Annotated in this window: 24 protein-coding genes; 11 read left to right on the top strand and 13 right to left on the bottom strand. The window is 62.8% G+C overall.

All coding sequences use genetic code 11. From position 1 onward, the window contains the following. Nucleotides 1-20: 20 nt before the first annotated feature. Nucleotides 21-749, top strand: a complete 729-nt coding sequence (locus AC0IPL_RS00420) for a metallophosphoesterase family protein (RefSeq protein ID WP_474271127.1) — start codon at nt 21-23, stop codon at nt 747-749. A 76-nt stretch (nt 750-825) separates the two neighbouring features. Here AC0IPL_RS00420 and tdh read toward each other — a convergent pair whose 3' ends face one another. Together tdh and AC0IPL_RS00410 are read right to left on the bottom strand one after the other, a co-directional pair. Beyond that, on the bottom strand, nt 826-1854 hold the full coding sequence (tdh, locus tag AC0IPL_RS00415; RefSeq protein WP_474271931.1) for an L-threonine 3-dehydrogenase: 1029 nt from the start codon (nt 1852-1854) through the stop codon (nt 826-828). Between the two features lie 17 nt (nt 1855-1871). Beyond that, nucleotides 1872-3056, bottom strand: a complete 1185-nt coding sequence (locus AC0IPL_RS00410) for a glycine C-acetyltransferase (RefSeq protein WP_474271125.1) — start codon at nt 3054-3056, stop codon at nt 1872-1874. 164 nt (nt 3057-3220) lie between these two features. Between AC0IPL_RS00410 and AC0IPL_RS00405 the strand changes: the two genes are divergently transcribed. Beyond that, the gene (locus AC0IPL_RS00405; protein WP_474271123.1) at nt 3221-3616 is read left to right on the top strand and encodes a VOC family protein; all 396 of its coding nucleotides are present in this window, start codon (nt 3221-3223) and stop codon (nt 3614-3616) included. A gap of 72 nt (nt 3617-3688) precedes the next feature. Here AC0IPL_RS00405 and AC0IPL_RS00400 read toward each other — a convergent pair whose 3' ends face one another. Together AC0IPL_RS00400 and AC0IPL_RS00395 are read right to left on the bottom strand one after the other, a co-directional pair. Beyond that, nucleotides 3689-3895: a cold-shock protein gene (locus AC0IPL_RS00400; RefSeq protein ID WP_474271121.1), complete on the bottom strand. Its 207-nt coding sequence runs from the start codon at nt 3893-3895 to the stop codon at nt 3689-3691. A 184-nt stretch (nt 3896-4079) separates the two neighbouring features. After that, a complete protein-coding gene (locus AC0IPL_RS00395; protein WP_474271119.1) occupies nt 4080-4646 on the bottom strand; it encodes a helix-turn-helix domain-containing protein in 567 nt (188 codons plus the stop codon). 180 nt (nt 4647-4826) lie between these two features. Here AC0IPL_RS00395 and AC0IPL_RS00390 point away from each other — a divergent pair, with 180 nt between their 5' ends. Both AC0IPL_RS00390 and AC0IPL_RS00385 read left to right on the top strand, forming a co-directional pair. After that, nucleotides 4827-6002, top strand: a complete 1176-nt coding sequence (locus AC0IPL_RS00390; protein ID WP_474271117.1) for an acetyl-CoA C-acyltransferase family protein — start codon at nt 4827-4829, stop codon at nt 6000-6002. 316 nt (nt 6003-6318) lie between these two features. Continuing rightward, nucleotides 6319-6753, top strand: coding sequence for a response regulator (locus AC0IPL_RS00385; protein ID WP_474271929.1), 435 nt, complete (start codon nt 6319-6321; stop codon nt 6751-6753). Between the two features lie 44 nt (nt 6754-6797). Here AC0IPL_RS00385 and AC0IPL_RS00380 read toward each other — a convergent pair whose 3' ends face one another. The 6 genes from AC0IPL_RS00380 to ubiE all read right to left on the bottom strand — a co-directional run bounded on the left by AC0IPL_RS00380 (nt 6798) and on the right by ubiE (nt 15785). Further along, entirely contained in the window at nt 6798-7946 is a 1149-nt protein-coding gene (locus tag AC0IPL_RS00380; RefSeq protein WP_474271115.1) for a sensor histidine kinase, read from the bottom strand. Between the two features lie 126 nt (nt 7947-8072). Continuing rightward, entirely contained in the window at nt 8073-11369 is a 3297-nt protein-coding gene (locus AC0IPL_RS00375) for a chemotaxis protein CheB (protein WP_474271113.1), read from the bottom strand. 103 nt (nt 11370-11472) lie between these two features. After that, nucleotides 11473-11862 carry a response regulator gene (locus AC0IPL_RS00370; RefSeq protein WP_474271111.1) on the bottom strand — a complete coding sequence of 130 codons (390 nt, stop codon included), beginning with the start codon at nt 11860-11862 and terminating at the stop codon, nt 11473-11475. Beyond that, nucleotides 11855-13339, bottom strand: coding sequence for an ATP-binding protein (locus tag AC0IPL_RS00365; protein WP_474271109.1), 1485 nt, complete (start codon nt 13337-13339; stop codon nt 11855-11857). Before AC0IPL_RS00365 ends, AC0IPL_RS00370 begins: the two co-directional genes overlap by 8 nt. Nucleotides 13340-13502: 163 nt before the next feature. Beyond that, nucleotides 13503-15029, bottom strand: a complete 1527-nt coding sequence (ubiB, locus tag AC0IPL_RS00360) for a 2-polyprenylphenol 6-hydroxylase (RefSeq protein WP_474271107.1) — start codon at nt 15027-15029, stop codon at nt 13503-13505. A 3-nt stretch (nt 15030-15032) separates the two neighbouring features. After that, entirely contained in the window at nt 15033-15785 is a 753-nt protein-coding gene (gene ubiE, locus AC0IPL_RS00355) for a bifunctional demethylmenaquinone methyltransferase/2-methoxy-6-polyprenyl-1,4-benzoquinol methylase UbiE (protein ID WP_474271105.1), read from the bottom strand. Between the two features lie 86 nt (nt 15786-15871). Here ubiE and mutM point away from each other — a divergent pair, with 86 nt between their 5' ends. From mutM to dnaA, 4 genes are all read left to right on the top strand, one after another. Then, nucleotides 15872-16723: a bifunctional DNA-formamidopyrimidine glycosylase/DNA-(apurinic or apyrimidinic site) lyase gene (gene mutM / locus AC0IPL_RS00350; protein ID WP_474271103.1), complete on the top strand. Its 852-nt coding sequence runs from the start codon at nt 15872-15874 to the stop codon at nt 16721-16723. 63 nt (nt 16724-16786) lie between these two features. Further along, the gene (locus tag AC0IPL_RS00345) at nt 16787-17563 is read left to right on the top strand and encodes an enoyl-CoA hydratase (protein ID WP_474271101.1); all 777 of its coding nucleotides are present in this window, start codon (nt 16787-16789) and stop codon (nt 17561-17563) included. A gap of 218 nt (nt 17564-17781) precedes the next feature. Continuing rightward, nucleotides 17782-18045, top strand: coding sequence for a 30S ribosomal protein S20 (gene rpsT, locus AC0IPL_RS00340; protein WP_474271099.1), 264 nt, complete (start codon nt 17782-17784; stop codon nt 18043-18045). Between the two features lie 546 nt (nt 18046-18591). Beyond that, the gene (gene dnaA, locus AC0IPL_RS00335; protein ID WP_474271097.1) at nt 18592-19992 is read left to right on the top strand and encodes a chromosomal replication initiator protein DnaA; all 1401 of its coding nucleotides are present in this window, start codon (nt 18592-18594) and stop codon (nt 19990-19992) included. 96 nt (nt 19993-20088) lie between these two features. Here dnaA and AC0IPL_RS00330 read toward each other — a convergent pair whose 3' ends face one another. Beyond that, on the bottom strand, nt 20089-20832 hold the full coding sequence (locus AC0IPL_RS00330; protein ID WP_474271095.1) for a phosphodiester glycosidase family protein: 744 nt from the start codon (nt 20830-20832) through the stop codon (nt 20089-20091). Further along, complete coding sequence (rbfA, locus tag AC0IPL_RS00325) at nt 20829-21224, bottom strand: 30S ribosome-binding factor RbfA (RefSeq protein ID WP_474271093.1); 396 nt, start codon at nt 21222-21224, stop codon at nt 20829-20831. The genes AC0IPL_RS00330 and rbfA overlap by 4 nt, the downstream gene beginning before the upstream one ends. Before the next feature lie 86 nt (nt 21225-21310). Between rbfA and dapB the strand changes: the two genes are divergently transcribed. Then, nucleotides 21311-22120: a 4-hydroxy-tetrahydrodipicolinate reductase gene (gene dapB, locus AC0IPL_RS00320; RefSeq protein WP_474271091.1), complete on the top strand. Its 810-nt coding sequence runs from the start codon at nt 21311-21313 to the stop codon at nt 22118-22120. A gap of 129 nt (nt 22121-22249) precedes the next feature. Here the strand turns inward: dapB and AC0IPL_RS00315 are convergent, their stop codons facing one another. Continuing rightward, nucleotides 22250-22441 carry a DUF1674 domain-containing protein gene (locus tag AC0IPL_RS00315; protein ID WP_474271089.1) on the bottom strand — a complete coding sequence of 64 codons (192 nt, stop codon included), beginning with the start codon at nt 22439-22441 and terminating at the stop codon, nt 22250-22252. Between the two features lie 95 nt (nt 22442-22536). On the opposite strand from AC0IPL_RS00315, the gene AC0IPL_RS00310 reads away from it, so the two are divergent. Further along, on the top strand, nt 22537-23799 hold the full coding sequence (locus AC0IPL_RS00310; RefSeq protein ID WP_474271088.1) for an RsmB/NOP family class I SAM-dependent RNA methyltransferase: 1263 nt from the start codon (nt 22537-22539) through the stop codon (nt 23797-23799). Between the two features lie 99 nt (nt 23800-23898). Then, complete coding sequence (locus AC0IPL_RS00305) at nt 23899-25641, top strand: heparinase II/III family protein (protein WP_474271086.1); 1743 nt, start codon at nt 23899-23901, stop codon at nt 25639-25641. Nucleotides 25642-25649: the final 8 nt, after the last annotated feature.

Below are 25649 nucleotides of genomic sequence, written 5' to 3'. Positions count from 1 at the left end.
CCTCGTCACAGGAGCCCCATATGTCTGCGCCTATCTATGCCATTGGCGACATTCACGGACAGCTTGCCATGCTGGAAAACGCGCTTCTGCGGATCGAAGCCGACGGCGGGCCCGATGCGCGCATTGTCTTCCTTGGCGATTATTGCGATCGTGGCCCTGACAGCCACGGGGTCATCGACCGGTTGGCGCGCGGCCAGGCCGAGGGGCGCAACTGGGTCTGCATCAAGGGCAACCATGACCGGATGTTTTCGATGTTCCTGGAGGACCATCCCCGCACCGACGACCGGCTGCTGGTCGGCTACCATTGGCTGCATCCGCGCATCGGCGGGGTGGAAACCCTGCAATCTTATGGCGTCGACGTGGCTGAGCGTGAGCGGATTTACCAGGTCCACGCCCGGGCCCGCGCCGCGGTACCGCCGGAGCACCGCGCGTTTGCAGCGCAGCTGAAAGCCTGCCACCAAGAGGGTGAACTGCTGTTCGTCCACGCGGGCATTCGCCCCGGACTGCCGCTGGCGCAGCAGGCAGAGGACGACCTTGTGTGGATCCGCCAGGAGTTTTTGACCGACAACCGCCCGCACCCCTGGCTGGTGGTGCATGGCCACACCCACGTGAAGCGGGCCGAGCATCACGGCAACCGTGTGAACCTGGACACCGGCGCGGGCTACGGGCACCCGTTGACCACGGCCGTATTCGAAGGCCGCGAGTGCTGGCTTCTGACCGATGAGGGCCGTCGGGTGCTCACGCCCTGACCCCTCTTCTTCTGGCCAGAAATATCCTGGGGGTGAGCGCGGCAGCGCGAGGGGGCAAAGCCCCCCACGTGCGGTGTCACGTCCAGTCCAGCACCACCTTCCCGCTGGCGCCGGACTTCATCGCGGCAAAGCCTTCGGCGAAGTCATCGACGCCGAATCGATGGGTGATGACCCGGCTGACGTCCAGACCGTTCTGCAGCATCGCGATCATCTTGTACCAGGTCTCGAACATCTCGCGGCCATAGACGCCCTTGATGGTGATCGCCTTGAACACGATGCGCGACCAGTCGACCGGCGATTTCCCCGGTGGGATGCCCAGCAACGCGATGCGACCTCCCATCACCAGCGCCTCGACCATCTGGTCCAGGGCCGCCTGGCTGCCGGACATCTCCAGCCCGACGTCAAACCCCTGCTTCAGCCCCAACTCTCGCACCACATCCTGCAGGTCTTCGCGGGCCACGTCTACGGCGCGCAGTGTCGGCACCACATGCTGCGCCAACGCCAGCCGGTCCGGGTTGATGTCGGTTATGACCACATGCCGCGCGCCGGCATGCCGCGCCACCGCCGCCGCCATGATGCCGATGGGACCCGCGCCGGTGATCAGCACATCCTCGCCCAACAGGTCAAAACTCAGCGCTGTGTGTACCGCATTGCCTAAGGGATCCAGAATGGCACCGATTTCGTCCGGCACATCATCCGGCAGCGGCACCACGTTGAAGGCGGGCAGCTTCAGATACTGGGCAAAGGCACCTTGTTCATTCACCCCGATGCCGCGGGTTCCGGGGTCCAAATGGAACTTGCCCGCGCGGCTCTGGCGCGAGTCATGCTCGATCAGATGCCCCTCGCCAGAGCAGCGCTGACCAATCTCCAGCCCGGTCACATCACGGCCCAGTTCGACAATCTCGCCGGCGAACTCATGGCCGGTAATCAGCGGCACCGGGACCGTGTGCGCGGCCCAGTCGTCCCAGTTCCAGATGTGGATGTCGGTGCCGCAGATGCCGGTTTTCCTTACCCGGATCAGCACCTCGTCCGGGCCGATCTCCGGCACTGGTGCCTGCACCATCCACAGTCCTTCCCGCGGGTGGCTTTTCTCCAGCGCCGTCATCGTGTTGGGATGGCCCATCAGATCACCCCCAGCGCCTTGCCGGCCCTGCCGAATGCGGCCAGTGCCCGGTCCAGCTCGTCCCGCGTCAGCGCCGCATTCATCTGGGTGCGGATCCGTGCCTGGCCGCGCGGCACCACCGGGAAAAAGAAGCCCGACACGTAAACGCCCTCGTCGAACAGCCGCGTCGCCATGTCCTGCGCCAGCTGCGCATCGCCCAGCATCACCGGGATGATCGGGTGCTCGCCCGGCAGCAGGTCAAAGCCCAGGCTTTCCAGCCCCGCACGCCAGTATTTGGCGTTCTCGAACAGCTGGGCGCGCAGCGCATCGCCTTCCTCGACCAGCCGGATCGCCTCCAGCCCGGCGGCGACAATTGCGGGCGGCAGCGAATTGGAGAACAGATAGGGCCGCGCCCGCTGCCGCAGCAGGTCGATCACTGGCTGCGGCCCGGCGATGTAACCGCCAATGGCCCCCCCAAGTGCTTTGCCCAATGTGCCGGTGACGATATCCACGTCCACCCCGAAATGCTCCGGCGTGCCGGCCCCCGTTGCCCCCATGAAGCCGGTGGCGTGGCAGTCATCGACCATCACGACGGCGTCGTATTTATCGGCCAGCGCCCGGATTTCAGGCAGTTTCGCCAGGTAGCCATCCATCGAGAACACGCCGTCGGTCGCAATCATGATATGACGCGCACCGTCTTCGCGGGCCTGTTTCAGCCAAGCTTCCAGATCGGTCATATCGCTGTTGAGGTAGCGATAGCGCTTGGCCTTGCACAGGCGGATTCCATCGATGATCGACGCATGGTTCAAACTGTCCGAGATAATCGCATCCTTCGGCCCCAAAAGCGGCTCGAACAGCCCGCCATTGGCATCGAAACAGGCGGCAAACAGGATCGCGTCGTCCTTGCCCAAAAAATTCGCCAGCCGCTGTTCCAATTCGCGGTGAATGTCCTGGGTACCGCAGATAAAGCGGACCGAGGCCATGCCGAAGCCTTTGGGATCCATCGCGTCGCGCGCGGCCCGGATCAGGTCGGGGTGGTCGGCCAGACCAAGGTAATTGTTGGCGCACAAATTGACTACCTGCCGGTCGCCTACCGTGATCTCACCCCCCTGCGGGGAGGTGATCATTCGCTCGCGCTTGTACAGGCCCTCGTTCTCGATCTGGGTCAGTGTGTTGGAGATGTCGGTCAGAAATGCAGTGGACATGCGCAAGCTCCCTCATATGTCTCGACTCGAGCTTCTACCATAACGGATTGAGATCCGAAATACGGGATTTCACTATCCCGGAATAAAATCCGTAAAACCGGACGCCCGGATGACAACCTGGCTAGTTGACCTATCTGCTGTTCAGCAAGTGGGAGGGCACGCACATGGCACGGGTAACAGGAATTGGCGGGGTGTTCATCAAGGCGCGGGGCGATTCGCAGGCGCTGGCGGCGTGGTACCGCGATCATCTGGGGCTGGAGCTGGCCGATTTCGGCGGGGCCATTCTCAACTGGCAGCAGGACACGGCCAATGATGGCGGCCTCACGGTCTGGAGCACGGCGGCGGCGGACAGCAATTGGTTCAACCCCAGTGCTTCGCCCTTCATGATAAACTATCGAATTGACGACATGGACGGCATGGTTGCCCAGCTGACTCAGGCGGGCATACCCATCTTGCAGGGGCCGGAAAGCCACGAGAACGGCCGCTTTGCCTGGATCATGGACCCGGAGGGCAACAAGGTGGAGCTGTGGCAGCCGCAGCTTTGGCAGGACAAGGCCTGAGGCGCGTCTCGCCACAAAAAAACGCGGCCCCCTTTCGGGGACCGCGCCGCAATACTGCAGTGGCAGTCTGGCTTATGCCAGTTCCAGGTTCACTGCCGACTCGCGGCCGTCACGGCCGGGCTCGATGTCGAAAGTGACTTTCTGGTTGTCTGCCAGGCCGGTCAGACCCGAGCGTTCCACGGCAGAGATGTGCACGAACACGTCTTTGCTGCCGCCGTCGGGTGCGATGAAGCCGAAGCCTTTGGTGGTGTTGAACCATTTTACGGTGCCAGTGGCCATATCCGTAGTCTCCTAAATTGTGCTGCCCGCGTTGGTGCGGCAGCCCGGCGTAGTCGGTCTGGATCGAGAGACTGATAACGCCGCGAAAACGGGAGACAGTGGATCGACAAGAATAACGTAAGCAGCCCACATATGCGCCTAGATGCTGAGTCGTTCAAGAGGATATGCGGAAGTTTTTTCTGCGTCAGGCATTCTTGACGATCAGGAACACCCGCGCCGGCCCGTCCGGGGCGGTGATAGCGTGAGGTACATCCGCAGCATACCGGGCCGTGTCGCCCGCCCGCAAGTGATCCTGGGCGCTGCCCGACACCACCCTTACGGTGCCTTCCAACGCGGTCAATTGCTCTACGGTCCCGCGGGTGTGTGGCTGGCTGTTCAGCTCGCCGCCCGTCTCGAACCGAATATCGTAAACCTCATGACCGCCGGCATCTTCGGGGGGCGAAAGGATGCGAATGCGGCAGCCTTGGCCCATGTTCTCGATCTTGGGAACGTCGGCCGCGCGCAACACGTCGACCCGGTCCTGCATGTCGCCTGCTTCCAGCAGACCGGCAAAATCCACTTGCAAGGCGCGGGTCAGATTCCACAGAGTTGCAATTGTAGGAGAACTTTCGCCGCGTTCGATCTGGCTGACCATCGAACGGCTGACGCCGGAGAGATTGGCCACCGCCTCGAGGCTCAGGCCTTGGGCGCGGCGGGCTTCCTTCAGGCGGGCGGGCAGCAGGGTCAGGATGTCGTCTGTGTTTTCCGTCATGACGGATTCTCTGCGCCGCCGCCGGGTGTTTGTCAATCGCCGGTACGTCGGTGAAGCAGCCAGCCGCGTGACGCGGGGCACAGAGGCGGGGCATGGCGGTGGTCTTTGTGACGGCACGTCCCGGCAGACAGGTTGATGCTGCGAGTGCATAGTCGCGGCAAATCGGATGAGGAGAAGACAATGCGTGACATCGTGATCCTGGACGGCGCTCGTACGGCAATTGGCACTTTTGGGGGGGCGTTGGCCAATACAGCGCCTATTGATCTGGCCGCCGCAGTGTCCCGCGCGGCGCTGCAACGCGCAGGCGTCGAGGGGCCGCAGATCGGCCATGCGGTGTTCGGCCATATCATCAACACCGAACCGCGCGATATGTACCTGAGCCGGGTTGCGGCGATGCAGGCGGGGGTGCCGGAGTCTGTGCCTGCGATGAATGTGAATCGGCTGTGCGGCTCTGGCGTGCAGGCGATTATTTCGGCCTATCAATCGCTTGCCATGGGCGATGCAGAGTTCGCCCTGGCTGGCGGCGCTGAGAACATGTCGCGCAGCCCATACATTCTCCAGCAGAGCCGCTGGGGGGCCAAGATGGGTGACGTGCAGTCCCTGGACATGATGCTGGGAGCGCTGAACTGCCCCTTTGGCACCGGCCACATGGGGGTGACGGCGGAAAACGTCGCCGATGAGCACGGCATCAGCCGTGAACAGATGGACGCTTTTTCCGTGACCAGCCAGACCCGCGCCGCCGCGGCGATCGAAGCGGGGCATTTCAAGTCCCAGATCACACCGATCGAGGTAAAGGTGAAACGCGAATTGGTGCCGTTCGATGTGGACGAACACCCCAAGGCCTCCAGCGCCGAGGCACTGGCGGGGCTGCGACCGGTGTTTCAAAAAAACGGTCGGGTAACCGCCGGTAATGCCAGCGGAATCAATGATGGCGCAGCTGCGATGGTGCTGGCTACGGCTGACGCGGCCGCGCAGGCCGGGTTGAAGCCCAAGGCGCGGATCCTGGGCTATGCACATGCGGGCGTACGCCCCGAGGTCATGGGTATCGGCCCGGTGCCGGCCGTGCGCAACCTGTTGGCGCGCACCGGCCTGTCGGCGGATGATTTTGACGTGATCGAGTCGAATGAAGCCTTTGCCGCGCAGGCATTGGCGGTAAACCAGGAGCTGGGCCTCGACCCTGCCCGCGTAAACCCCAACGGGGGCGCCATTGCACTGGGCCATCCGGTCGGCGCGACCGGCGCGATCATCACCTTGAAGGCATTGTATGAACTGGAACGCATTGGCGGTCGCCGGGGGCTGGTGACCATGTGCATTGGCGGCGGTCAGGGCATCGCGCTGGCGATCGAACGGCTGTAACGCATAGCGGGTGCGCTGCCGGGGTAACGGGGGCTATCGGGCGTATAACACATTCGCCCAATAGCCCTTTTTTTTATGGGGAACATGGCGTAGCGACCGACTCAGGTGCCACGGCGAGCAGCCTAACGCGGAAAGTTTGCGCGGTTTTTACGCGTCAGGGTGACAATCTAGGGTAGAGTCGTATACCATAATGAAGGATTTGCGAGTCCGCGCCTGTATCCGCGTCGCGCTGGCTCCCGCCTTTCTGTGAACTGGCTGTTAAGGCCAGCGATAAAAAGTGCGATCTTCGCAGCAACAGCACGGGTCAGCTGTGCGAATGGAGGGCAGTTTGGCATCCAAGGTCCTGATTCTGGAAGATGATATCGGCGCCCGTTTCACATTTGAAAACGCGCTGCGAACCGTTGGTTATGAGGTCACCGCGGTGGCGAGCTGCGCCGAGGCGATCGCAGAACTGTCGAAAGCGTCGCCCGACGTTCTGGTGCTGGATTTGAAGATCGGTGAAGAGATATCGCTGCCGGTTGCAGATTATGCCGCGCTGAGCTGCCCGGACACGCCCGTTGTCTACATCACCGGCAGCCGACTGTTCACCGGCGGAGAGCTGTTCGGGCTGAGCCGCAACATCCGCTGGGTGTTGCGCAAACCCGTTGCACTGCCGGATCTGCTGAGCATGGTGGATCACGTTAGCGGCCGCTTGAGCACCACTGAACCCCTTCGGGCGGCCACGGTTCCGCACGTCGCGGCCGGCACCTGATCGCTCTGGAACCCGCGATGGGCGGCATTTTCCGGCGCGTCGCGCTAGCGGGCAGCGCGGGCTGAAATCGTAAAGACTGCGCCGCGATCGGGTACCCCCTGCGCCTCGAACGTCCATTTGTGGCGGCGGCAGATCTCGGAACATGTGGACAGGCCGATGCCGGTGCCCTCGATCTCCCTGTTAATTCTATGAAAAGGTTGAAAGATCCGGTATCTATCTGCGTCTGAAAACCCGATGCCGTTATCGGCAATTGACAGGGTCCAGTTCTCCCGGCCGCTGCCCGCCATGGTGATGTCAATCTCAAGCGGCCGCGCCGGGGACCGGTATTTTAAGGCGTTGGACAGAATGTTGGTCAGCACCAGATGCAGCAGAGTGGGCTCGGCGTAAATCAGACAGCCGGTCCCGTTAACCCGCAGCTGCGCATCGCTTGCCTGCAACGGCTGTGTGAGACTGTCGCAGGCTTCGGCAACGGCCTCCTCCATCTGGACATCCCGAAACTTGATCTCTGCCGCGGTTGAAACAGAGTGCTCCAGCAGCTCTGTCGTCAGCGTATCCATCTGACGGGCGGCACGGGACATGTGCTGCAGAAATTGCAACGCCGTTTCGGGCAGATTTTCCGTGTAGTTCTCCGAAAAGAACTGCAGGGAGCCGATCAGCGTGTTGATCGGCGTGCGCAGGTCATGGGACGCGGCATGAGCGAAGGCCTGCATCGTGAACAGGGTTTCTTGAAGGCTCATCACGTCGTCGCGGGCCCTGCGCAGCTCATCATGCAGCTTGGCGCGCAGCTCATTCATCTGGCGCAGAGAGTCAGCGGTGACCCGCAGCTGGTCCTGCGTCAACAGAAGCAGCCGTTCCCCTTGGACGGCCGCACGGAGCAGCGAGACCCGGAATTCGGTATCCGCCGCCGGTTGGATCATGGAATTGCCGATCATCGGCAACCCGACGGTGCCCGCTGCGGCCCCCTTGCGCAGTCGCGCAAGGACGTCATCTGGGTCGCAGCGCGTCAGATCACTCAGCGGTATACCCGCCAAACTGGGGGTCCCGATGGCCTCAGGGGCGGCAAAACTGCGTTCAGCCCGCCTGTTGGCAGTGAGGATCTTACCGTTCCAGTCCAGGATCATCGACGCATAGGGCGACGCGAGAAAGGCATTGCCCAAGACATCGAACCCGATTTTCGTCGCCTCAAGATCCATTGATATCATCGTCTGTCAGAGCAGGGGCGTGCCGAAAGTTGGGCCAGACCCGGCATTGGGCGAAAGGGGCAGGGACATGGTGGTGATGACCATTGTTCCCGGGGCGGCCCGATGCGGGGCGGCAGGTCATTCAGCCTCCGCCGGATGCAGCTGCATTCCACCAAACACATGCGTGACCCTGCCGTGATGATCCTGGTTTGCCTCCACAATCAGGGTCGCGGCGCGCGCGTGGCCCTGCCGATCAACCAGCTGCAGCTGTGACTGGAACCGGGCGCCGTGCATCAGGGTGCTTTGCAGGTGGTTCTTAACGCCGTCTCTGTCTTGGGGGTGGATCCGTTCCAGCAGCATTTCGATCGAGGAAATTTCAACGCTGCGATCATAATCGAGAATGTCATACATACCCGGATTCCAGATCGGAACATTGTTTACCACATCGTAGGAGAAGACACCGATGCCCAGCTGTGCCTGAACAGCGGCACTGCAATCCAGCATCAGCTTGTGTTCGTCCTGTTTCGCCTTGTCCCAGCAGACACCGATCAGCTGCACGGTTTCGCCATGCGAATCGCGGAACACCATCATGCTGCCATTGATCTTGCGCGTACCGCCCGCATCGTCAAAGAACCTGGCTTCGAATTCAAAGGAGCCACCTTTGTCGATCAGCCGATCGATCGAGGACCGGAGCGCAGGCTGATCTTCCGGGTGGGCGCGGTTGAGGATATCGTCGAAACTCAGCGCGTCCGGTGCGCCCTCGATGCCGAGAACCACATGCGTTTCCGGCGACAGTTGGCTTTCCCGCGTGTCCAGATTATGTGTCCAGAACCCGACCCGCGCCACCTTGCTGACCAGCCGCAGGACATTGTTGAAGGGGCCGTTGTCGTACCGGGTGATGGTGATCGAGATCCCGATCAGCTTTTGATGCTGATCCAGCACAGGCGACATCACCAGGGTGAAGTCCTCGCCGTTGGACAGCACCGGTATGCGCCGGGTCTCGCGGAGTCGCAGAACCGCGTTGGCAATCGGCGCGAGAGCCGGGAAACCGCGCGGCAGGTTACACTGGCTGAGATGCAGCCCGGTCGGCGGCAGTTCCGCGATACCAAACACCTCCAGCGCCACCCGTGACAGACGCCGGATGATCAACGCCGGGTCCGCCAAAGCCACCGCATAGGGCGAGGATGCCAGGGTCGCCTCCAGCTCAGACGCCAACGCCTGTCGTTCGGCCGAGCTGATCTGCAACTCCTCGTTGACGGTCAGCAGCTCCTCGTTGGTGGATTGCAGCTCCTCGTTGGAGGTCTCCAGCTCCTCGTTCGTGGCCTGGAACTCTTCATTGGTGGATTGCAGCTCTTCGTTGGCGGATTGCAGTTCCTCATTGGCTGCCTGCAGTTCCTCGATCGTCTGTTGCAGTGCCTCCTGCGTGGATCGGATTTCCAGCTCCATGCGCTGGACGTAGTCGCGCTGGTCGCTGTCGGAGATCTGATCCAGGTTGATCTCCTTTTCCTCCTCGAATCTGGCGTTGATTGCCAGCAGGCAGTGCACCTCGCCACCGCGGTGGTGAAAGAAAGGAAAGGCCTGCAATTGCACCCGATTACCCGTTGGCAGAGATACCGGATGCCAGCGCCCGTCGCGGCGCGCTTCACTGCGGATCGCGATGGCGATCAGGCTCGCGGCCTCGCCGCGCAACGGCTCGATCAGCATCTTCACGCTGAGCGAGGTGGAAATACCAGCCCGGATCTCGCTATAGGCGCTGATATCTCCTAGCACCTCGATGATGTCGCCGTTGCGGGTGCAGATCATCCCGTTGGGCGCCACCGCACGGGCGAGCGACAGGTCCGCCTGCGTCGCCTGGTCATTGGCCGTCAGCTGGGTTGATTTATGTCCGCGCACGGAGCGTAGATAGCCGCTGCCGCTGTTGCCTGGGGCGACCGAGAGTTCGCCTGAAATGCCGCGTCGCTTGCCAAAGATCTTGTCGGCGCCCTGGCGGGCATCGAAGTAGACACCCATCTCGCCCACGGTTTCCGAGGTGCCCAGAAAAAGCAGGCCGCCGACGGCCATAGCGTAATGCAGCCGGGTCAGGACCCGCTCTTGCAAGGCAGGGTTGAAATAGATCAACACGTTGCGAATGGTGACCAGATTGACGTTGATAAACGGCGGATCCTGGAAAACGTTATGCCGGGAAAACAAGGTTACGTTGCGCAGTTCCTGCCGCACGGTAATGTCGTTCTCGCCGACAATGAAGTATTCTTGGAGGTAGCTGGCGGGTATATCCTGTGCCGCGGAAATCGGGTAAACACCCTTGCGCCCAATCTCGATGGCGTTCTGGTCGATATCGGTGGCGAAGATCTGGACATTGTTTTTGGACAGCTCGTGAATGCCACCAAGGATTTCGGCGATCAGGATGCCGATAGAATAGGCTTCCTCGCCGGTGGCGCAGCCGGCAACCCAGACACGGATCGGCCCGGAGGCGCGGCTGGCCAGCTGTTTCTCCATCTGTTCGTACAGTTTTTGGAACTGTTCGGGATCGCGAAAGAAGCGGGTGACCGAAATCAGCAGATCGCGGTGCAAGGCGTCGACCTCATCGATATTCGTGCGGCAGTAATCGACGTAGCCTTCGTAATCTTCTATCCCCAGCGCCGACATGCGCCTGGCGATGCGGCGGTTTAGGGTGTTTTCCTTGTAATTTGCAAAATCCACCTGCGTGCGGGCCAGCAGGATGCCAAACAACTCGCTCAGCTTGGTGGGCTCATCCGGATCTGGGCGGAGCAATTCCAGATTGCGCGGCTGCGCGAGGATCTTTTCGAAATGCGTACCGATCTGCTCGGGGGGCAGGGTCAGGTCGACGCAGCCGGTTTCGATCGCCGAGGTCGGCATGCCGTCGTATTTGGCAGAACCCGGTTCCTGCGCGATGGTGATGCCGCCGCACTCACGAATAGACTGCACGCCGTAGCTGCCATCGCTGCCGGTGCCGGACAGCACGATGCCGACGCAATCCTCGCCGCATTCCTTCGCCATGCTAGTGAACAGCCGGTCGGCGGAAGGTTTCGGCGTGGCTGGATGCCCCGTCGGGTTGCGCAGACGCAGCTTGCCGCCCTCGAACACCACATCGGTGTTGGGCGGGGTCACATAGATGGTGCCGATCTCAGGCGTAACCTCGGCCTCCAACTCGGCGACAAGGCAAGACGTTTCACGCACGATCAGCGAGGTCAGCACGCTTTTGTGGGTCGGAGACATGTGCTGGGCAATGACATAGATGGCCCGCGCCGAGCGCGGCAGGTTCTGAACCAGCGACGAGAGCGCCTCCAGCCCGCCCGCCGACGCGGCGATGCCCACGACCCGGTAGTCCAGTCGGCTTTTGGTCTCCGCTTCGGTGCAGCTGGCCTGCTCGCTCAGCGCGGACGCAGTGCGCTCGTTTTGGTCCTGGTCGTCCATGCGTAACCTGTCCTTACTCGTTCCTCAGGCGCGCTCGGTTGCTGGCAATGACCCGGCCCCGAAGGGGCCGTTTAAGGAACCCGTCGCTGATTCTGCCGCGGTGTCAGGCCGCCGCGCAGAATTTGTCTATCAAGTTCAACAACTGTCCCGGTGTCACAGGCTTTGAGGCAAAGCCGTTCATGCCCAGCTCCCTGACGATCGAATCGTCGTGATAGGCCACATCGGCCGTCACCGCGATGATCGGCACGTTGCGCGGCGGGTCTGCGCGGTTGTCCCGGATCTGCCGGGTGGCGTCGATGCCCGAAACACGCGGCATGTGTAGATCCATTAAAACCAGGCCAAAAGCGCCCGGCGCCTTCGAGAGAATATCAAGGCTTTCCTGACCATCCACGGCGATTTCCACGTCGACGCCCAAAGCCAGAATGATTTCGCGCATCATGTATCGCGTGAATTCGTCATTTTCGACGAGCAGGACTTTGCGCGGATTACTCATCAGCCGGTTCCGTAATTGCTTCGGTTGGAATCAGAAACAGGAATTCGGTCGCGAAACCGTCTCTGGGGACTTCAAGCAGCTCTAGGGATCCACCCATCAGTTCCGCGATTTCAGAGGAAATTGCCAGTCCAAGTCCCGCACCATCATGCTGTCGTTTCAACCCTTGGTCAACTTGCCTGAAGCGATCAAATATCATCTTCTGCGCGTTTTTTTCTACGCCGCCACCCGTATCCCGCACATTTACCGTCAACTGTGGGGAATGGAGCGAATCGCGCGGCGCGCGTAGCCCCACTTCGATCTCGATCTGTCCTTCTGCGGTGAATTTCGCGGCATTGTCGGTCAGGTTCCCCACAACCTGGGATAGGCGCGCGCCATCCAGCCGGTAATGCGGTGCCAGATCCTGCGCGATATGCAGCGAGGCCTCGACCTTGTCGCTTTTGCCGCGGCGGTGGATCGCCGCGCGGGTGGTTTCCAGCCAATAGGCCGCCAGATCGCGGATATTGGTTTTGACAGGGTTGACCTTGACCTCTTTGGCCTCCAGCCGCGCAGCCTCCAGAGTGTTGTTCAGCATTTCCAGAAGGTTCTGCCCTGCCGCCAGGGCTGTGCGCGCATGTTGCCGCGTCTTGGGCGGGTTGTCGGGGGCCAGTTCCACCAGGTGCAGAAGCCCCAGTATCGCGTTCAGCGGTGTGCGGATTTCGTGGCTGACGGTGGTCAGAAAGGCCGAGTGGATGGACAGCGCGTCCCGTTCTTTTTCAGCGCGTTTGCGATCGCGGATTTCGCTGCTGAGCGCCTCCATCTGGCGCGCGATGCGCGCCTCGTACTGGTTGAAGGCCGCCGCCAACTTGTCCAGCTCGTCAGGCTTTCCCACCATCGGCCGGTCAAGGGTCAGCGTTCGCGCTCCCTCGTCCGCTCCGGGCGCGTCGATATGCGCCGCGATCTGCACCAGATGACGGGAGACCAGCGTATAGAAAACCAGCAACAGAGCGAGCGCCGCGACATAGGCCTTGGCGACATTGGAGCCCAGAGTGGTCCACAGCTGGGTCCAGATACGCTGCTGAATCCTGGAATAGTCCACCGAAACGTTCAGCGTGCCAACCTGGAAGCTTTCGTCGGACGACAGCGTATAGATAAGCGGGACGTTCTCGTCGTATTGCTCCCGCGGGTTTTCGCCCAGCTGCCACGATGTGCCGGTGGGCGTGGTCAGGGCAACGGCGTCGATGAAATCACTGGTCACCACGCCTTCAAGGATAGCTTGCACGATGTCCTGGTTGAACTCCCAGAGCCCCCTGGCCAGCGAGGTGGACACGGTCTCGCGTATCAATTGCAGCCCGGCGGCAGCATCCCGTTTTTGGCTTTCATAGCTGAGATACAGTTGCACGCCGGTCGAAAAAACCGACAGGATCGAGCTGATGATCAGTGACGCCACGATGAGGCGCAGGCTCAGCTGACTATGAAAAACCGCTTTGAACATATCCATGCATAGCGCGGCAGATACGGCCGAAGCAAACCTCCAAATGCCTGTGCGGGACATCTTTTGGTTGTAGCGGGCTTTGTGCGTGGCCTCGTGACACAGGTCCGCGTTTCGCCCGCACCGCGGCCGCGCTGCGACGATCGTCCATGCAGGGAAGTCTCTGCCTGGCCTACAGGATCTGTGTCAGAAGGCCGATCACCGCGGCGCCGCCCACGGCGCCACAAAGGGCCGGCACGACCCAGGTGTTGCTGCGGTTCTGTTGTTGTGGCTGCTGTGCCTGTGCAATCAGAGCCTGTTCGACCAGGGCCGGCAAACGTGGGCCAAAACGGGCCATCACCCGCGCGGTTCCCAGCAGATCATTGACCACGGCGCGCGGACCGATGGATTTCTTGATGTAATCCTCGACCACCGGACGGGCGGCCTCCCAGATGTTGATATGCGGATCCAGCGAGCGCGCAACGCCCTCGACCACGACCATGGTGCGCTGCAAGAGGATCAACTCGGTGCGGGTTTCCATGCCGAAACGCTCGGTCACCTCGAACAGGTAGTTCAGAAGACGGCCCATGGAGATCTGGCTGGCATCCATGCCAAAGATCGGCTCCCCCACGGCGCGCAGGGCGCGGGCGAATTCATCGACGTCACGGTTGGCGGGCACGTAGCCTGCCTCGAAATGCACCTCGGCCACACGTTTATAGTCGCGCTTGATGAACCCATAAAGGATCTCGGCATAGACGCGGCGGGTGTATTCGTCGATATGCCCCATGATGCCGAAATCATAGGCGATGATGTCGCCGTTGGCGGCCACCTTCAGGTTGCCCTGATGCATGTCAGCATGAAAGAAACCGTCGCGCAGCGCGTGACGCAGGAACAGCGACAGCACGCGGTTTGCCAGCAGCTTGCGGTCATGACCCGCTGCATCCAACGCGGCGTTGTCCCCCAGCGGAACCCCGTCGGCCCAGCCCATCGTCATCACCCGGCGGGCGGAGTGCGCCCAGCGGATCTCGGGCAGCTGAAAGCCTTCGTCCTGGGCCGTATTGGCGGCAAATTCGGAGGCGGCGGCGCTCTCAAGCCGCAGATCCAGCTCGCCTTGGACCACGCCGTCGAAGTGTTCGATCACGTCCATGGGTTTCAGGCGCCGGGCGCCGGGCGCGAACAGGTCGACGATCCGCGCGGCAAAGTAGAAGGCGTCGACATCACGATTGAACGCGCGCTCCACGCCGGGGCGCAGCACCTTCACGGCGACATCCTCGCCGGTGTCGGCCAGGGTGGCGCGATGCACCTGCGCAATCGAGGCGGCGGCAATCGGGTCGCTGAAATCCGAAAAGATCTCTGACGCCGGACGGCCCAGCTCGCGCTCCACCTCTGCCAGCGCTTCGGCGCGGGAAAATGGCGGCAGCTTGTCCTGCAGCACCCGCAGCTGGTTGGCCAGATCCTTACCCACCACATCGGGACGGGTGGAGAGCACCTGCCCGAACTTGATGTAGGCCGGTCCCAACGCGTTCAGCGCGCGGGTTTCCGGCGGCATCGACGGGTCGCCCCTGTAGCCCAGCCATTTGAACGGCCAGCCGAGCGTGCGGGCCAGTATGCGCAAGGGCTTTGGCGCTTCGAACGCTTCCAGCACGGATTGCATGGCGCCGGTGCGTTCAAACGTGGCGCCGGTGCGGATCAGGCGCAGAATGTTGTGGGGGCCGCGCATGGCTCAGATCTTCCAGCCGGAGTGCAGGCAGGCGATGCCCATCGACAGATTGCGGTATTTGGCGTTCTCAAAACCCGCCTGCTGGACCATGCCCAAGAAGGTTTCCTGATCCGGGAACTTGCGGATCGATTCCACCAGATACTGGTAGCTGTCGTAGTCGCCCGCGATCAACTGCCCCATCCGGGGTATCACGTTAAAGGAGTAAAGATCGTAAAGCTTCTGCATGCCCTCATTGGGCAGCTGCGAGAATTCCAGAACCATCAACCGCCCGCCGGGGCGCAGCACCCGGTAAGCCTCGTTCAGGGCTTCCTGTGGGCGGGTTACGTTCCGGATGCCAAAGGAGATGGTGTAGACGTCGAAACTGTTGTCCTGGAACGGCAGCTTCATCGCATCGCCCGTGACCCAGTCCAGACTGTCGGCCATCTGTTCGGCCTCGGCGCGCTTGCGGCCTTCTTCCAGCATCGGACGGGTGAGGTCCAGCACGGTGGAATGGCCATAGCCAGCACGTTTCAGAAAGCGAAAGGAAATGTCGCCGGTGCCGCCCGCCACGTCCAGCAACCGCTGACCGGGCCGCGGCGCCAGCCAATCCATCATCGCGTCTTTCCAGACGCGGTGGATGCCGACGCTCATGACATCGTTCATGATATCGTATTTCGAGGCAACGGAGTTGAAGACCCCCTGCACCCGGCCTGCCTTTTCGCCTTCCGGCACGGTTTCGAAGCCGAAATGGGTGGTGTTGTCGCTGTTGTTGCTCATGCCACTTGCCGTTTGCTGGGTTTCGCCCTTGTTATAAGGCGCTGGAGGGCAGGCACAATGCGGCCCATTGGTTCAGGAGCGGTGTAATGCCAGAATTGCCCGAGGTCGAGACGGTGAAACGCGGTTTGGCGCCGGCGATGGAGGGCGCGGTGATCGCCCGCGCTGCGGTGAACCGCCCGGATCTGCGCTGGCCGTTCCCGCCGGCCATGGCCGAACGGCTGACCGGCGCGCGGGTCAACCAGCTGCGGCGGCGGTCGAAATACATCCTGGCGGATCTGGATACGGGCGAGACGCTGCTGATCCATCTGGGCATGTCGGGGCGGATGACGGTGTCGGGCGATCCGCTGGGCCAGTTCGCGCATGTCCATCCGCAGGCTGAGAAGCACGACCATGTGGTGCTGGACATGGACAATGGCGCGCGCATCACCTTCAACGATCCGCGTCGGTTCGGGGCGATGGATCTGCTGAATACTGCCACCGCAGAGCAGCACAAGCTGCTGGCGGTTCTGGGGCCGGAGCCCCTGGGAAATGACTTCCACGAAGACCACCTGATCGCGGCCTTCAAGGGGCGCAATACGCCGGTGAAATCGGCCTTGCTGGATCAGGGAATCATCGCCGGGCTTGGGAATATCTACGTCTGCGAAGCCCTGTTTCGCGCCGGGATCTCGCCGCGGCGCAAGGCGGGCCAGATCGCGGCGCCACGGGTGGCGGCGTTGGTGCCGATCATCCGGAGGGTGCTGGAGGACGCGATCCGGGCGGGGGGATCATCCCTCAAGGATTTTCGGCAAGCCTCTGGTGAGCTTGGGTATTTCCAACACTCGTTTGATGTTTACGGCCGTGAAAACGCGCCGTGCCGGCGCCAGGGGTGTAACGGGACCGTGACCAGAATCACGCAATCGGGACGCTCTACCTTCTATTGTGTAAAGTGCCAAAGATAGCTTGATCCGCGGGGCCCTTTTGGTAAGGACTCGGATTTGAACGGAACAACCGAAAGAGAAACCATGGCCTACGAGACGATCAACGTCGATGTGCAGGACCACGTTTGCCTTATTAAACTGAACCGCCCGGAAGCGTTGAACGCGCTCAATCAGGCTCTTCTCGGAGAGCTGTGCGACGCCTTGGAAGAGGCTGACGCCAGCGACAAGGTGCGCTGCATCGTGATCACCGGATCGGAGAAGGCCTTTGCCGCCGGTGCCGACATCAAGGAGATGTCGGAGATGAGCTTCACCGAGGTGTACTCCACCAATCTCTTTGCCGCGGCCAACGACCGCATCAGCGCCATCCGCAAGCCGATTATCGCGGCTGTGGCAGGCTATGCGCTGGGCGGCGGTTGCGAGCTGGCGATGCTGTGCGATTTCATCATCGCGGCGGAAACCGCCAAGTTCGGCCAGCCAGAAATCAACCTGGGCGTTGTGGCAGGCATCGGTGGCACCCAGCGGCTGACGCGCTTTGTCGGAAAGTCCAAATCCATGGACATGAATCTGACCGGTCGCTTCATGAACGCCGAGGAAGCGGAGCGCGCGGGCCTGGTGTCACGCGTGGTTCCGGCCAAGAAGCTGGTTGAGGAAGCCACCGCCGCCGCGCAGAAGATCGCCGAGAAATCGCTGCTTACGGCAATGGCTGTCAAGGAAACGGTCAACCGGGCCTATGAGCTGCCGCTGAGCGAGGGCATGCTGTTCGAGCGCCGGGTCTTCCATTCGATGTTTGCCACCGAAGATCAGAAAGAGGGCATGGCAGCCTTCCTTGAAAAGCGCGAAGCGCAGTTCCGCGACAAGTAACGCCGGACCTTCAGAAACCCATGGCACGGCGGGCTGTCTGGCCCGCCGTTTGCCTTTCCGGCACTGGCGCTCTTGCAATTTGGCTCCAAGTTGGCTAGATGCCGCCGTCATACATGCGCGTGCAGCCCGCCTAGGCTAGAATCACACCGGTGGTCCGATCCGGGTTCGGCTGGCATTGCGTCCGATAGAAACAGAACTCGAAGATAAGGTCAGACACCATGGCAAATTCGCCCCAGGCCAAGAAGCGCGCACGTCAGAACGAAAAGCGCTTTGCCGTCAACAAAGCCCGTCGTTCGCGCATCCGCACCTACCTGCGTAAGGTTGAAGAAGCCATCGCATCGGGCGACAAGGACGCGGCAACCGCAGCTCTGCGCGCCGCCCAGCCGGAACTGATGCGCGGCGTCACGAAGGGTGTGTATCACAAAAACACCGCCTCGCGGAAAATCTCCCGCCTGTCCGCCCGCGTGAAGTCGCTGGGCTGAGATTCGGCACCTGGGGAAGTGTCCCGAACTTGTGAACAATCGTTCAGGGCGTTGCGGATTGCAGCGCCCTGATTTTTTGGGGAAAGCCCTGAAACGGCCCGTTTGACCCAAGAGATTCTTTGCCGCCAAAGCCAGAGTCAACATCATAGTTTCGTTGCTGGCCCCCCCCTCAAATTGCTACCACTGTCACAGCGATTCACTCGCTGGGGGGACAGGCTGCTAAGGGCAATCTTGACGGGCATCAAGGTTGCCAGGTTGATCGGACAGACGGCACTGGGGTGCCAGATCTGGCCGACTTCGACTGCTGTTCAGTGATGACAGCAGCCATGTCCTGATTGTGTACGATAGAGTTCGTGACGGCAGGTGCGCCGCATATTGCGGCGTGTTTTTCTGTTTCTAACCGAACGATTTGCCTTCGGGCAATGCGGCCGCCCTTCGGTCCGCACACGATCGTGTGTTGAGTGATCGCCCCCGCGTTGTCGGGGGGGAACGATAGAATTGGCCTGGCAAATGGGCTGCTGCTTTTGGGGATGCGAGAGGCACTGCATGACGGAAGAAAAATGGGGACAGGTCAGAAATCGGCTGCTGAAAACGGTGGGCCAGAACAACTATACGACCTGGATCGAGCCGCTTGAATTTGATGCCGTGGACGGTGGTATCGCCGTGTTCAAGGTGCCGACGAATTTCATGGGCAACTATGTCAGCCAGAACTTTGCGGATCTGATCCTGCATGAGTTGACGATGTCCGGCGAGGCCGTGCAGCGTCTGGCTTTCCGTGTGATCGCCAATGCGCCCGCACGTCCGGCAGAGGGGCCCGCTGTGCATCAGGCGGCTGCCATGCGGGATGCGATTGACGTGGCACCGGCCGTACCGTCATCCGCTGCGGGCAAAGAAACGCTGGAGGCGTTTCAGGCCGCGCCGCTGGATCCGCGGTTCACCTTCGACAGCTTCGTGGTCGGCAAGCCGAACGAGTTGGCACATGCCGCCGCGCGCCGGGTCGGCGAGGGCGGTCCGGTCACCTTCAACCCGCTGGTGCTCTATGGCGGTGTGGGGCTGGGTAAAACCCACCTGATGCATGCCATCGCCTGGGAACTGAAAGAGAAGAACCCGTCGCTGAACGTGCTGTATCTGTCGGCGGAACAGTTCATGTACCGCTTCGTGCAGGCGCTGCGCGAACGCCGGATGATGGACTTCAAACACCTGTTCCGCTCGGTCGACGTGCTGATGGTTGATGATGTGCAGTTTATCGCGGGCAAGGATTCCACTCAGGAGGAATTCTTCCATACCTTCAATGCGCTGGTGGACCAGAACAAGCAGATCATCATCTCTGCCGACCGCGCCCCGGGTGAAATCAAGGACCTGGAGGACCGGGTGAAATCCCGCCTGCAGTGCGGTCTGGTGGTGGATCTTCACCCAACCGATTACGAACTGCGTCTGGGCATCCTGCAAACCAAGGTCCAGCAGCAGCGCGAGACCTATCCGGACCTGCAGATCGCCGATGGCGTGCTGGAGTTTCTGGCGCACCGGATTTCGACCAACGTGCGCGTGCTCGAAGGCGCGCTGACCCGGCTGTTTGCCTTTGCCTCTCTGGTCGGGCGCGAGATCGACATGGATCTGACCCAGGACTGCTTGGCGGATGTGCTGCGCGCTTCCGAGCGCAAGATCACCGTCGAGGAGATCCAGCGCAAGGTGTCGGAGTACTACAACATCCGCATGTCCGACATCATCGGCCCCAAGCGCCTGCGCTCTTATGCGCGGCCGCGGCAGGTTGCGATGTATCTCTGCAAGCAGCTGACCAGCCGCTCGCTGCCCGAGATCGGCCGCCGTTTTGGCGGGCGCGACCACACCACCGTGATGCACGGCGTCAAGCGCATCGAAGAGTTGAAGCTGACTGACGGGCAGATCGCTGAGGACGTTGAGATGCTGCGCCGCTCGCTCGAAGCCTGACGGGCGCACGCCCCCCATTCAACTGCGGCCCCGGACTCCGGGGCCGTTTTTTTGTTGTGTGGAGAAAGGCTGGCTGAATGGCGCAGGGCCGTCGGCTCAGTTGTCGGCGTCCTCAACCACGCCGACGATCGGGCCCATCATGAAACCGGCATCGCTGCGGCCCAGCTCAGGCGCATGCAGGCGCGAGATGTTGCCATCGAAATACAGCGCGTTGGGCAGGTCCAGGTAATCGCGGAACAGGCTGCCGAACTGGTGAAAGCTCACCGCGTTGCGGGAGATTGCAAACACGACCCGCCGCCCGTCTGCGGAGGTGCCGACACCGTTGCGGATATAGTGGCTGTCGGAGTCCGGCAGAAACCGCGGGTGCAGCGCGCCGTCGATCACCAGCATTGGCCCCGATTGGCTGGCATCGGTGCATCCGGGGGCAGTCTTTTGAAACGCAAGGGTCTCGATCACATCGGCGCGGCCCTCGCGGATACAGAATACGCCGTTGGGCAGCAGGCCGAAATTGCCCGGCCCGGCATTGGTGACCAGCCGCATCTCCTCTGCGCCGTCCTCGATGTAAAGACCAACGGGCGCGCGGCTGCTGTGATACATGCCGGCATTCGTGGCAAAGCTGAGCGTCTTGCCACGTTCTGCCAGCTGTTTCTCCAGGGTAGAGAAATGCCCGATCACCTGTCCTGCATCGTCGCGCAGGAACAAACTCAACTGCTCGCGGGCGGCGTCCACCTCGCAGATCGTATAGCGGTTGCCCTCATAGGCCACGTTGCTGCACTCCACCGCTCCGGCCGCCGGAGCGGCCAGCCATGCGGTCAGCAGAAAGGCGGCCCGTCGGATCACTCTTCCGTATCGCGGCGCACCGCGTCCTGGCTCAGCATCCGACGGGTGTCGTCCATCTGGTCAAACGTCTCATCCAGGCGAAATCGCAGGTCCGGGGTGAATTTCAGTCCCAGCTTCTTGCCCATCGCGCGGCGCAGCTCGCCTTTGTTGCGGGCCAGCAGCTTCAGCAAATCCTCCTGCCCCTTTCCGCCAAGGGGCAGCACAAAGGCGGTGGCGATCTTCAGGTCGGGGGAGGTGCGCACCTCGCCGACGGTGATCGACATGCGGTTGAGATCGGGGTCGTGGACATCGCCGCGCGCCAACACGTCGGAGAGGGAGCGGCGGATCAGTTCGCCGACGCGAAGCTGACGTTGCGAGGGGCCGGGGCCATCGTGAAATTTGTTCTTTGCCATACATCCGATCTAAGCCGGATCGCCGCCTTTGCCAAGCGCTGCCCGGCACTGTAGGACAAAACCAGCTTGAACAAGGGAATGGGCCTATGACTGACACTCCAGGGATCGTGATTACCGGCGCTTCGGGGCGCATGGGGCAGATGCTGATCAAAACGGTGCTGGACAGCGACACCGCGACCCTAGCGGGCGCGGTAGAGCGCGAGGGGCATGCGTGGGTCGGGCGAGACATCGGCGAAGCCATGGGCGGTGCGCCGGTGGGTGTCACCGTGACCGCAGATGCGCAGGCCGTTTTTGCCACCGCGCAGGCAGTGATCGACTTCACCGCGCCTGCGGCGACGGTCGCGTTTTCCAGGCTCGCCGCCCAAGCAGGCGTTGTGCATGTGATCGGCACCACCGGGATGAGCGATGACGAAATCGCCCAGCTGGAGCCGGCGGCGCGTGACACCGTGCTCGTCCGGGCCGGGAACATGAGCCTGGGCGTGAATCTGTTGGTGCAGCTGACCAAGAAAGTCGCCGCGGCACTGGATGAGGATTTTGACATCGAGGTGATCGAGGCGCACCACCATCACAAGGTCGACGCGCCTTCCGGCACTGCGCTGATGTTGGGCGAAGCCGCGGCTGAGGGGCGCGGTGTCAATCTGGCGGATGTGCGCGATTCGGGGCGCGATGGTATCACCGGCGCACGCAAGCGCGGTGACATCGGCTTCACCGCCATCCGCGGCGGCGACATCGTCGGTGAACATGACGTGCTGTTTGCCGCCGCCGGTGAACGCATCGTGCTGCGCCACCTGGCCACCGACCGCGCCATTTTTGCCCGCGGGGCGCTGAAGGCGGCGCTGTGGGGGCAGGGCAAGGCGCCGGGCCATTACGACATGGTTGATGTGCTGGGACTTTAGACCGCTGCCCGCCGCGTTGCGCGGCACTGGCGGACTTGGGTGTTTGGGGCAAGGGGAGGCTGCGGGGCGGTCTATCCTCTTGCCGGAAAATAGCCCGAGGGTGTGGGGGCTGGCCCCCGCTGCCCGTAGTCAGAAATCGATCGCAATGCCCTTTTTCTCCCAATCGCCGTAGCGGGCAGGGTCAGGCCCGTCGCGGCCGCCCAGCTCCTTGGCGGCGGGGACGTCTGCGGCGGCGGCCTTGCGGCGCTCCTCGGCCTCGGCCAGGGCGCGCCGGGCGGCGGCGGGCAAGTCTGTGGTGGTGAATGCGCTGTCTTCGCTCATCGCGGGTTCCTTTATGCTGCGTGCATGATATACGCCCCTGTCCCGCGCAAACAACCTGTTCAATACAAACACCCCGCGTCCTGAGGAGCTGCCAGATGTCCAATGCCCACACCCCCCGCCGCACCGCGGTCTACCTGCTGGACCAGGTTCTGGGAGAGGGGCGGCTGCTGGCCGAATGTTACGCGGCTGGCGCGCTGGACAATCTGGCGCCCGAGGATCGCGCGCGGGCCCAACGGTTGACCGTGCAGACCCTGCGCAGTCTGGAACGCGCCGACCGGGTGCTGAAAAAACACCTGAAGAAGGTGCCGCCCCTGACGGTGATGAACGTGCTGCGGCTGGGCGCCGTGGAGCTGTGCGCGGGCGGGGCGGCGCATGGCGTGGTGAACGAAATGGTGGCGCTGGTCTCGAAACACCGCCGCCACGGCCAGCTGAAGGGCATGGTCAACGCGGTGCTGCGCAAAGTGGCGGTGGAAGGGCCGACCGAATGGGCGAAACTGCGGGTGCCGCGGCTGCCGAACTGGCTGCGCAAACCCTTGGCTCAGGCTTGGGGGGCAGAGGCTATGCTGCGGATCGAGGCGGCGCATCTGGCAGGGGCGCCGCTGGACGTCACCGGCAAGCCGGGCGCGGACTTGACCGCGCTGGGGGGAGAACAGCTGCCCACCGGGTCGCTCCGTCTGGCCGCAGCCGGGCAGGTATCGGCGCTGCCGGGATATGACGCGGGCGATTGGTGGGTGCAGGACGCCGCCGCCGCATTGCCGGCCCGGATCCTTGACGTGCAACCGGGGGAGCGGGCGCTGGATCTGTGCGCGGCACCGGGCGGCAAGACCATGCAAATGGCGGCAGCCGGTGCCCGCGTCACCGCGGTGGATGCCTCGGCGTCGCGGATGGCCCGGCTTCAGGAAAACCTGACTCGCACCGGATTGGCCGCCGATCTGATCGTGGGCGACGCGCTGGCGCAAACCGGGCAATACGATGCGGTGCTGCTGGATGCGCCCTGTTCCGCGACGGGCACCATTCGCCGTCACCCTGACCTGCCGCAGGCCAAGGACGGCAGCGAGTTTGGCGCGTTGATCGACCTTCAGGCGCAGATGCTGGCCCATGCCTGGAGCTTGGTGAAGCCGGGTGGGCGGCTGATGTTCTGCACCTGCTCTCTGTTGCCGGACGAGGGCGAATGCCAGGTTGAGGACGCGTTGGAGATGTTCCCGGACATGACGGCGGACCGGGCGGCCTTGGCTGTGCCGGGGGGGGATGCGACCTGGATCACAGAAGAGGGCGGGCTGCGTCTGCGCCCGGATTACTGGCCTGAGCGCGGCGGCATGGATGGTTTCTACATGGCGCTGCTGCGCAAAGCGGGCTGAGGCCGGGCGCTCCCGCATTCGTCGGTGACTTGCCGCACGGCGCACGTTATGCTTTTGCCAAAACGCCCCCGAAAGGCTTTGGCGTGAGGCAGATAGAGCATGTCCACATATGACAGGATGGCGGGGCGCGGCACCCGCTTGCTGAACAGGTATTATGCCTGGCGCGCCCGCAAGGAACCGGCGGCGACCGGTTTTGTGTCGCAGCCAGAGCCGCGCACCATTGGCAGTTTCGCGCGTGGTCGCCAGCTGGTCGCGGGCAACCTGCTGTTTGCGGGTTACCTCGTCGAATCGCCGGACACCGGCCTGTGGGAGGTCTCAGCGCCTGATGCTGCCTTTGATTGTGAGCGGCACGGGTTCGCCTGGCTGGACGATCTGGCTGCGGTTGGCGATTACAAGGCTCGCGCCAAGGCGCAGAAATGGGTCTGGGGTTGGATTGACCAGCACGGCACCGGCGGCGGGCTGGCCTGGCTGCCCGATCTGACCGGGCGGCGGGTGATCCGCTGGATCAACCATGCGCTGTTCCTGCTCAGCGGCAAGGACCGGGAAGAGACCGAAGCCTTCTACAGTTCCCTGTCGCGACAGACCTGGTTTCTGGCGCAGCGCTGGCAGGGGGCGGCTCCGGGCCTGCCCCGGTTCGAGGCGCTATGCGGGCTGATCTACGCGGGTCTTGCCCTGCAGGGGCGCGAGCAGCTGGCCGATCCGGCGGTGCGGGCGCTGGCGACGGAGTGCGAGACGCAAATCGACGCCCAGGGCGGTCTGCCCACCCGCAACCCCGAGGAGTTGCTGGAGGTTTTCACACTGTTGATCTGGGCCGCGGCAGCTCTGCGCGAGGCTGGCCGCACGGTGCCTGCGGCGCATGTCGCCGCGATCGAACGCATCGCCCCGACCCTGCGCACCCTGCGCCACAGTGATGGTGGGCTGGCCCGGTTCCACGGCGGTGGCCGCGGGCTGGAGGGGCGGCTCGACCACGCGCTGGCGGCCAGCCATGTGCCGGCCCGCAAGGCTGACGGGCTGGCGATGGGCTTTGCCCGGCTGGCGGCGCGGCGCACCTCTGTCATCGTCGATGCCTCGGCGCCGCCCAGCGGCAAGGCGTCCAATTCCGGCCATGCCTCGACCCTGGCGTTCGAGCTGACCTCGGGGCGGCGGCCGCTGATCGTCAACTGCGGATCGGGCGAGACCTTTGGTGTTGAATGGCGCCGGGCCGGGCGCGCGACGCCGTCGCACACGACCCTGTGCATCGAAGGCCATTCCAGCGCCCGGCTGGCGCCGCCGCACAAAACCACCGGTCACGAGCAGCTGATTGAGGCGCCGGACGATGTGCCACTGGAGCTGAGCGAGCTGGCCGAGGGCAGCCGGTTTCAGGGGGGGCACAACGGCTACGCGGCGCAGTTCGGCCTGACCCATGCGCGCACGCTGGACCTGTCTTTTGATGGTCGCGCGCTCAGTGGAGAGGACATGCTGGTGGCGCTGGAGGACCCCGCCAAACGCCGGTTCGACAAGGTCTGCAAGGCGCATGTGCAGGGCGGCATCGGGTACGATATTCGGCTGCATCTGCATCCGGATGTGGATGCAGCCCTTGACTTGGGCGGCGCGGCGGTATCCATGGCGCTCAAGAGCGGGGAGATCTGGGTTTTCCGCCACGACGGCAGCTGCCAGCTGCGGCTGGAGCCGAGCGTCTACCTGGAAAAGACCCGCTTGAAGCCACGTGCGGCAATGCAGATCGTTTTATCCGGGCGGGCGATGCAGTATGCCACCCGCGTCCGGTGGACGCTCAGCAAGGCGCAGGAGACTGCGGTTGCCGTGCGAGACCTGAACCGGGACGACCCCGAGCCGTTTGACTGAGCCTTTGA

This window comes from Leisingera sp. SA32, from assembly GCF_056033425.1.
Note: the sequence above shows the minus strand (reverse complement) of the source record. Positions and strands in the feature narration are given on the sequence as shown.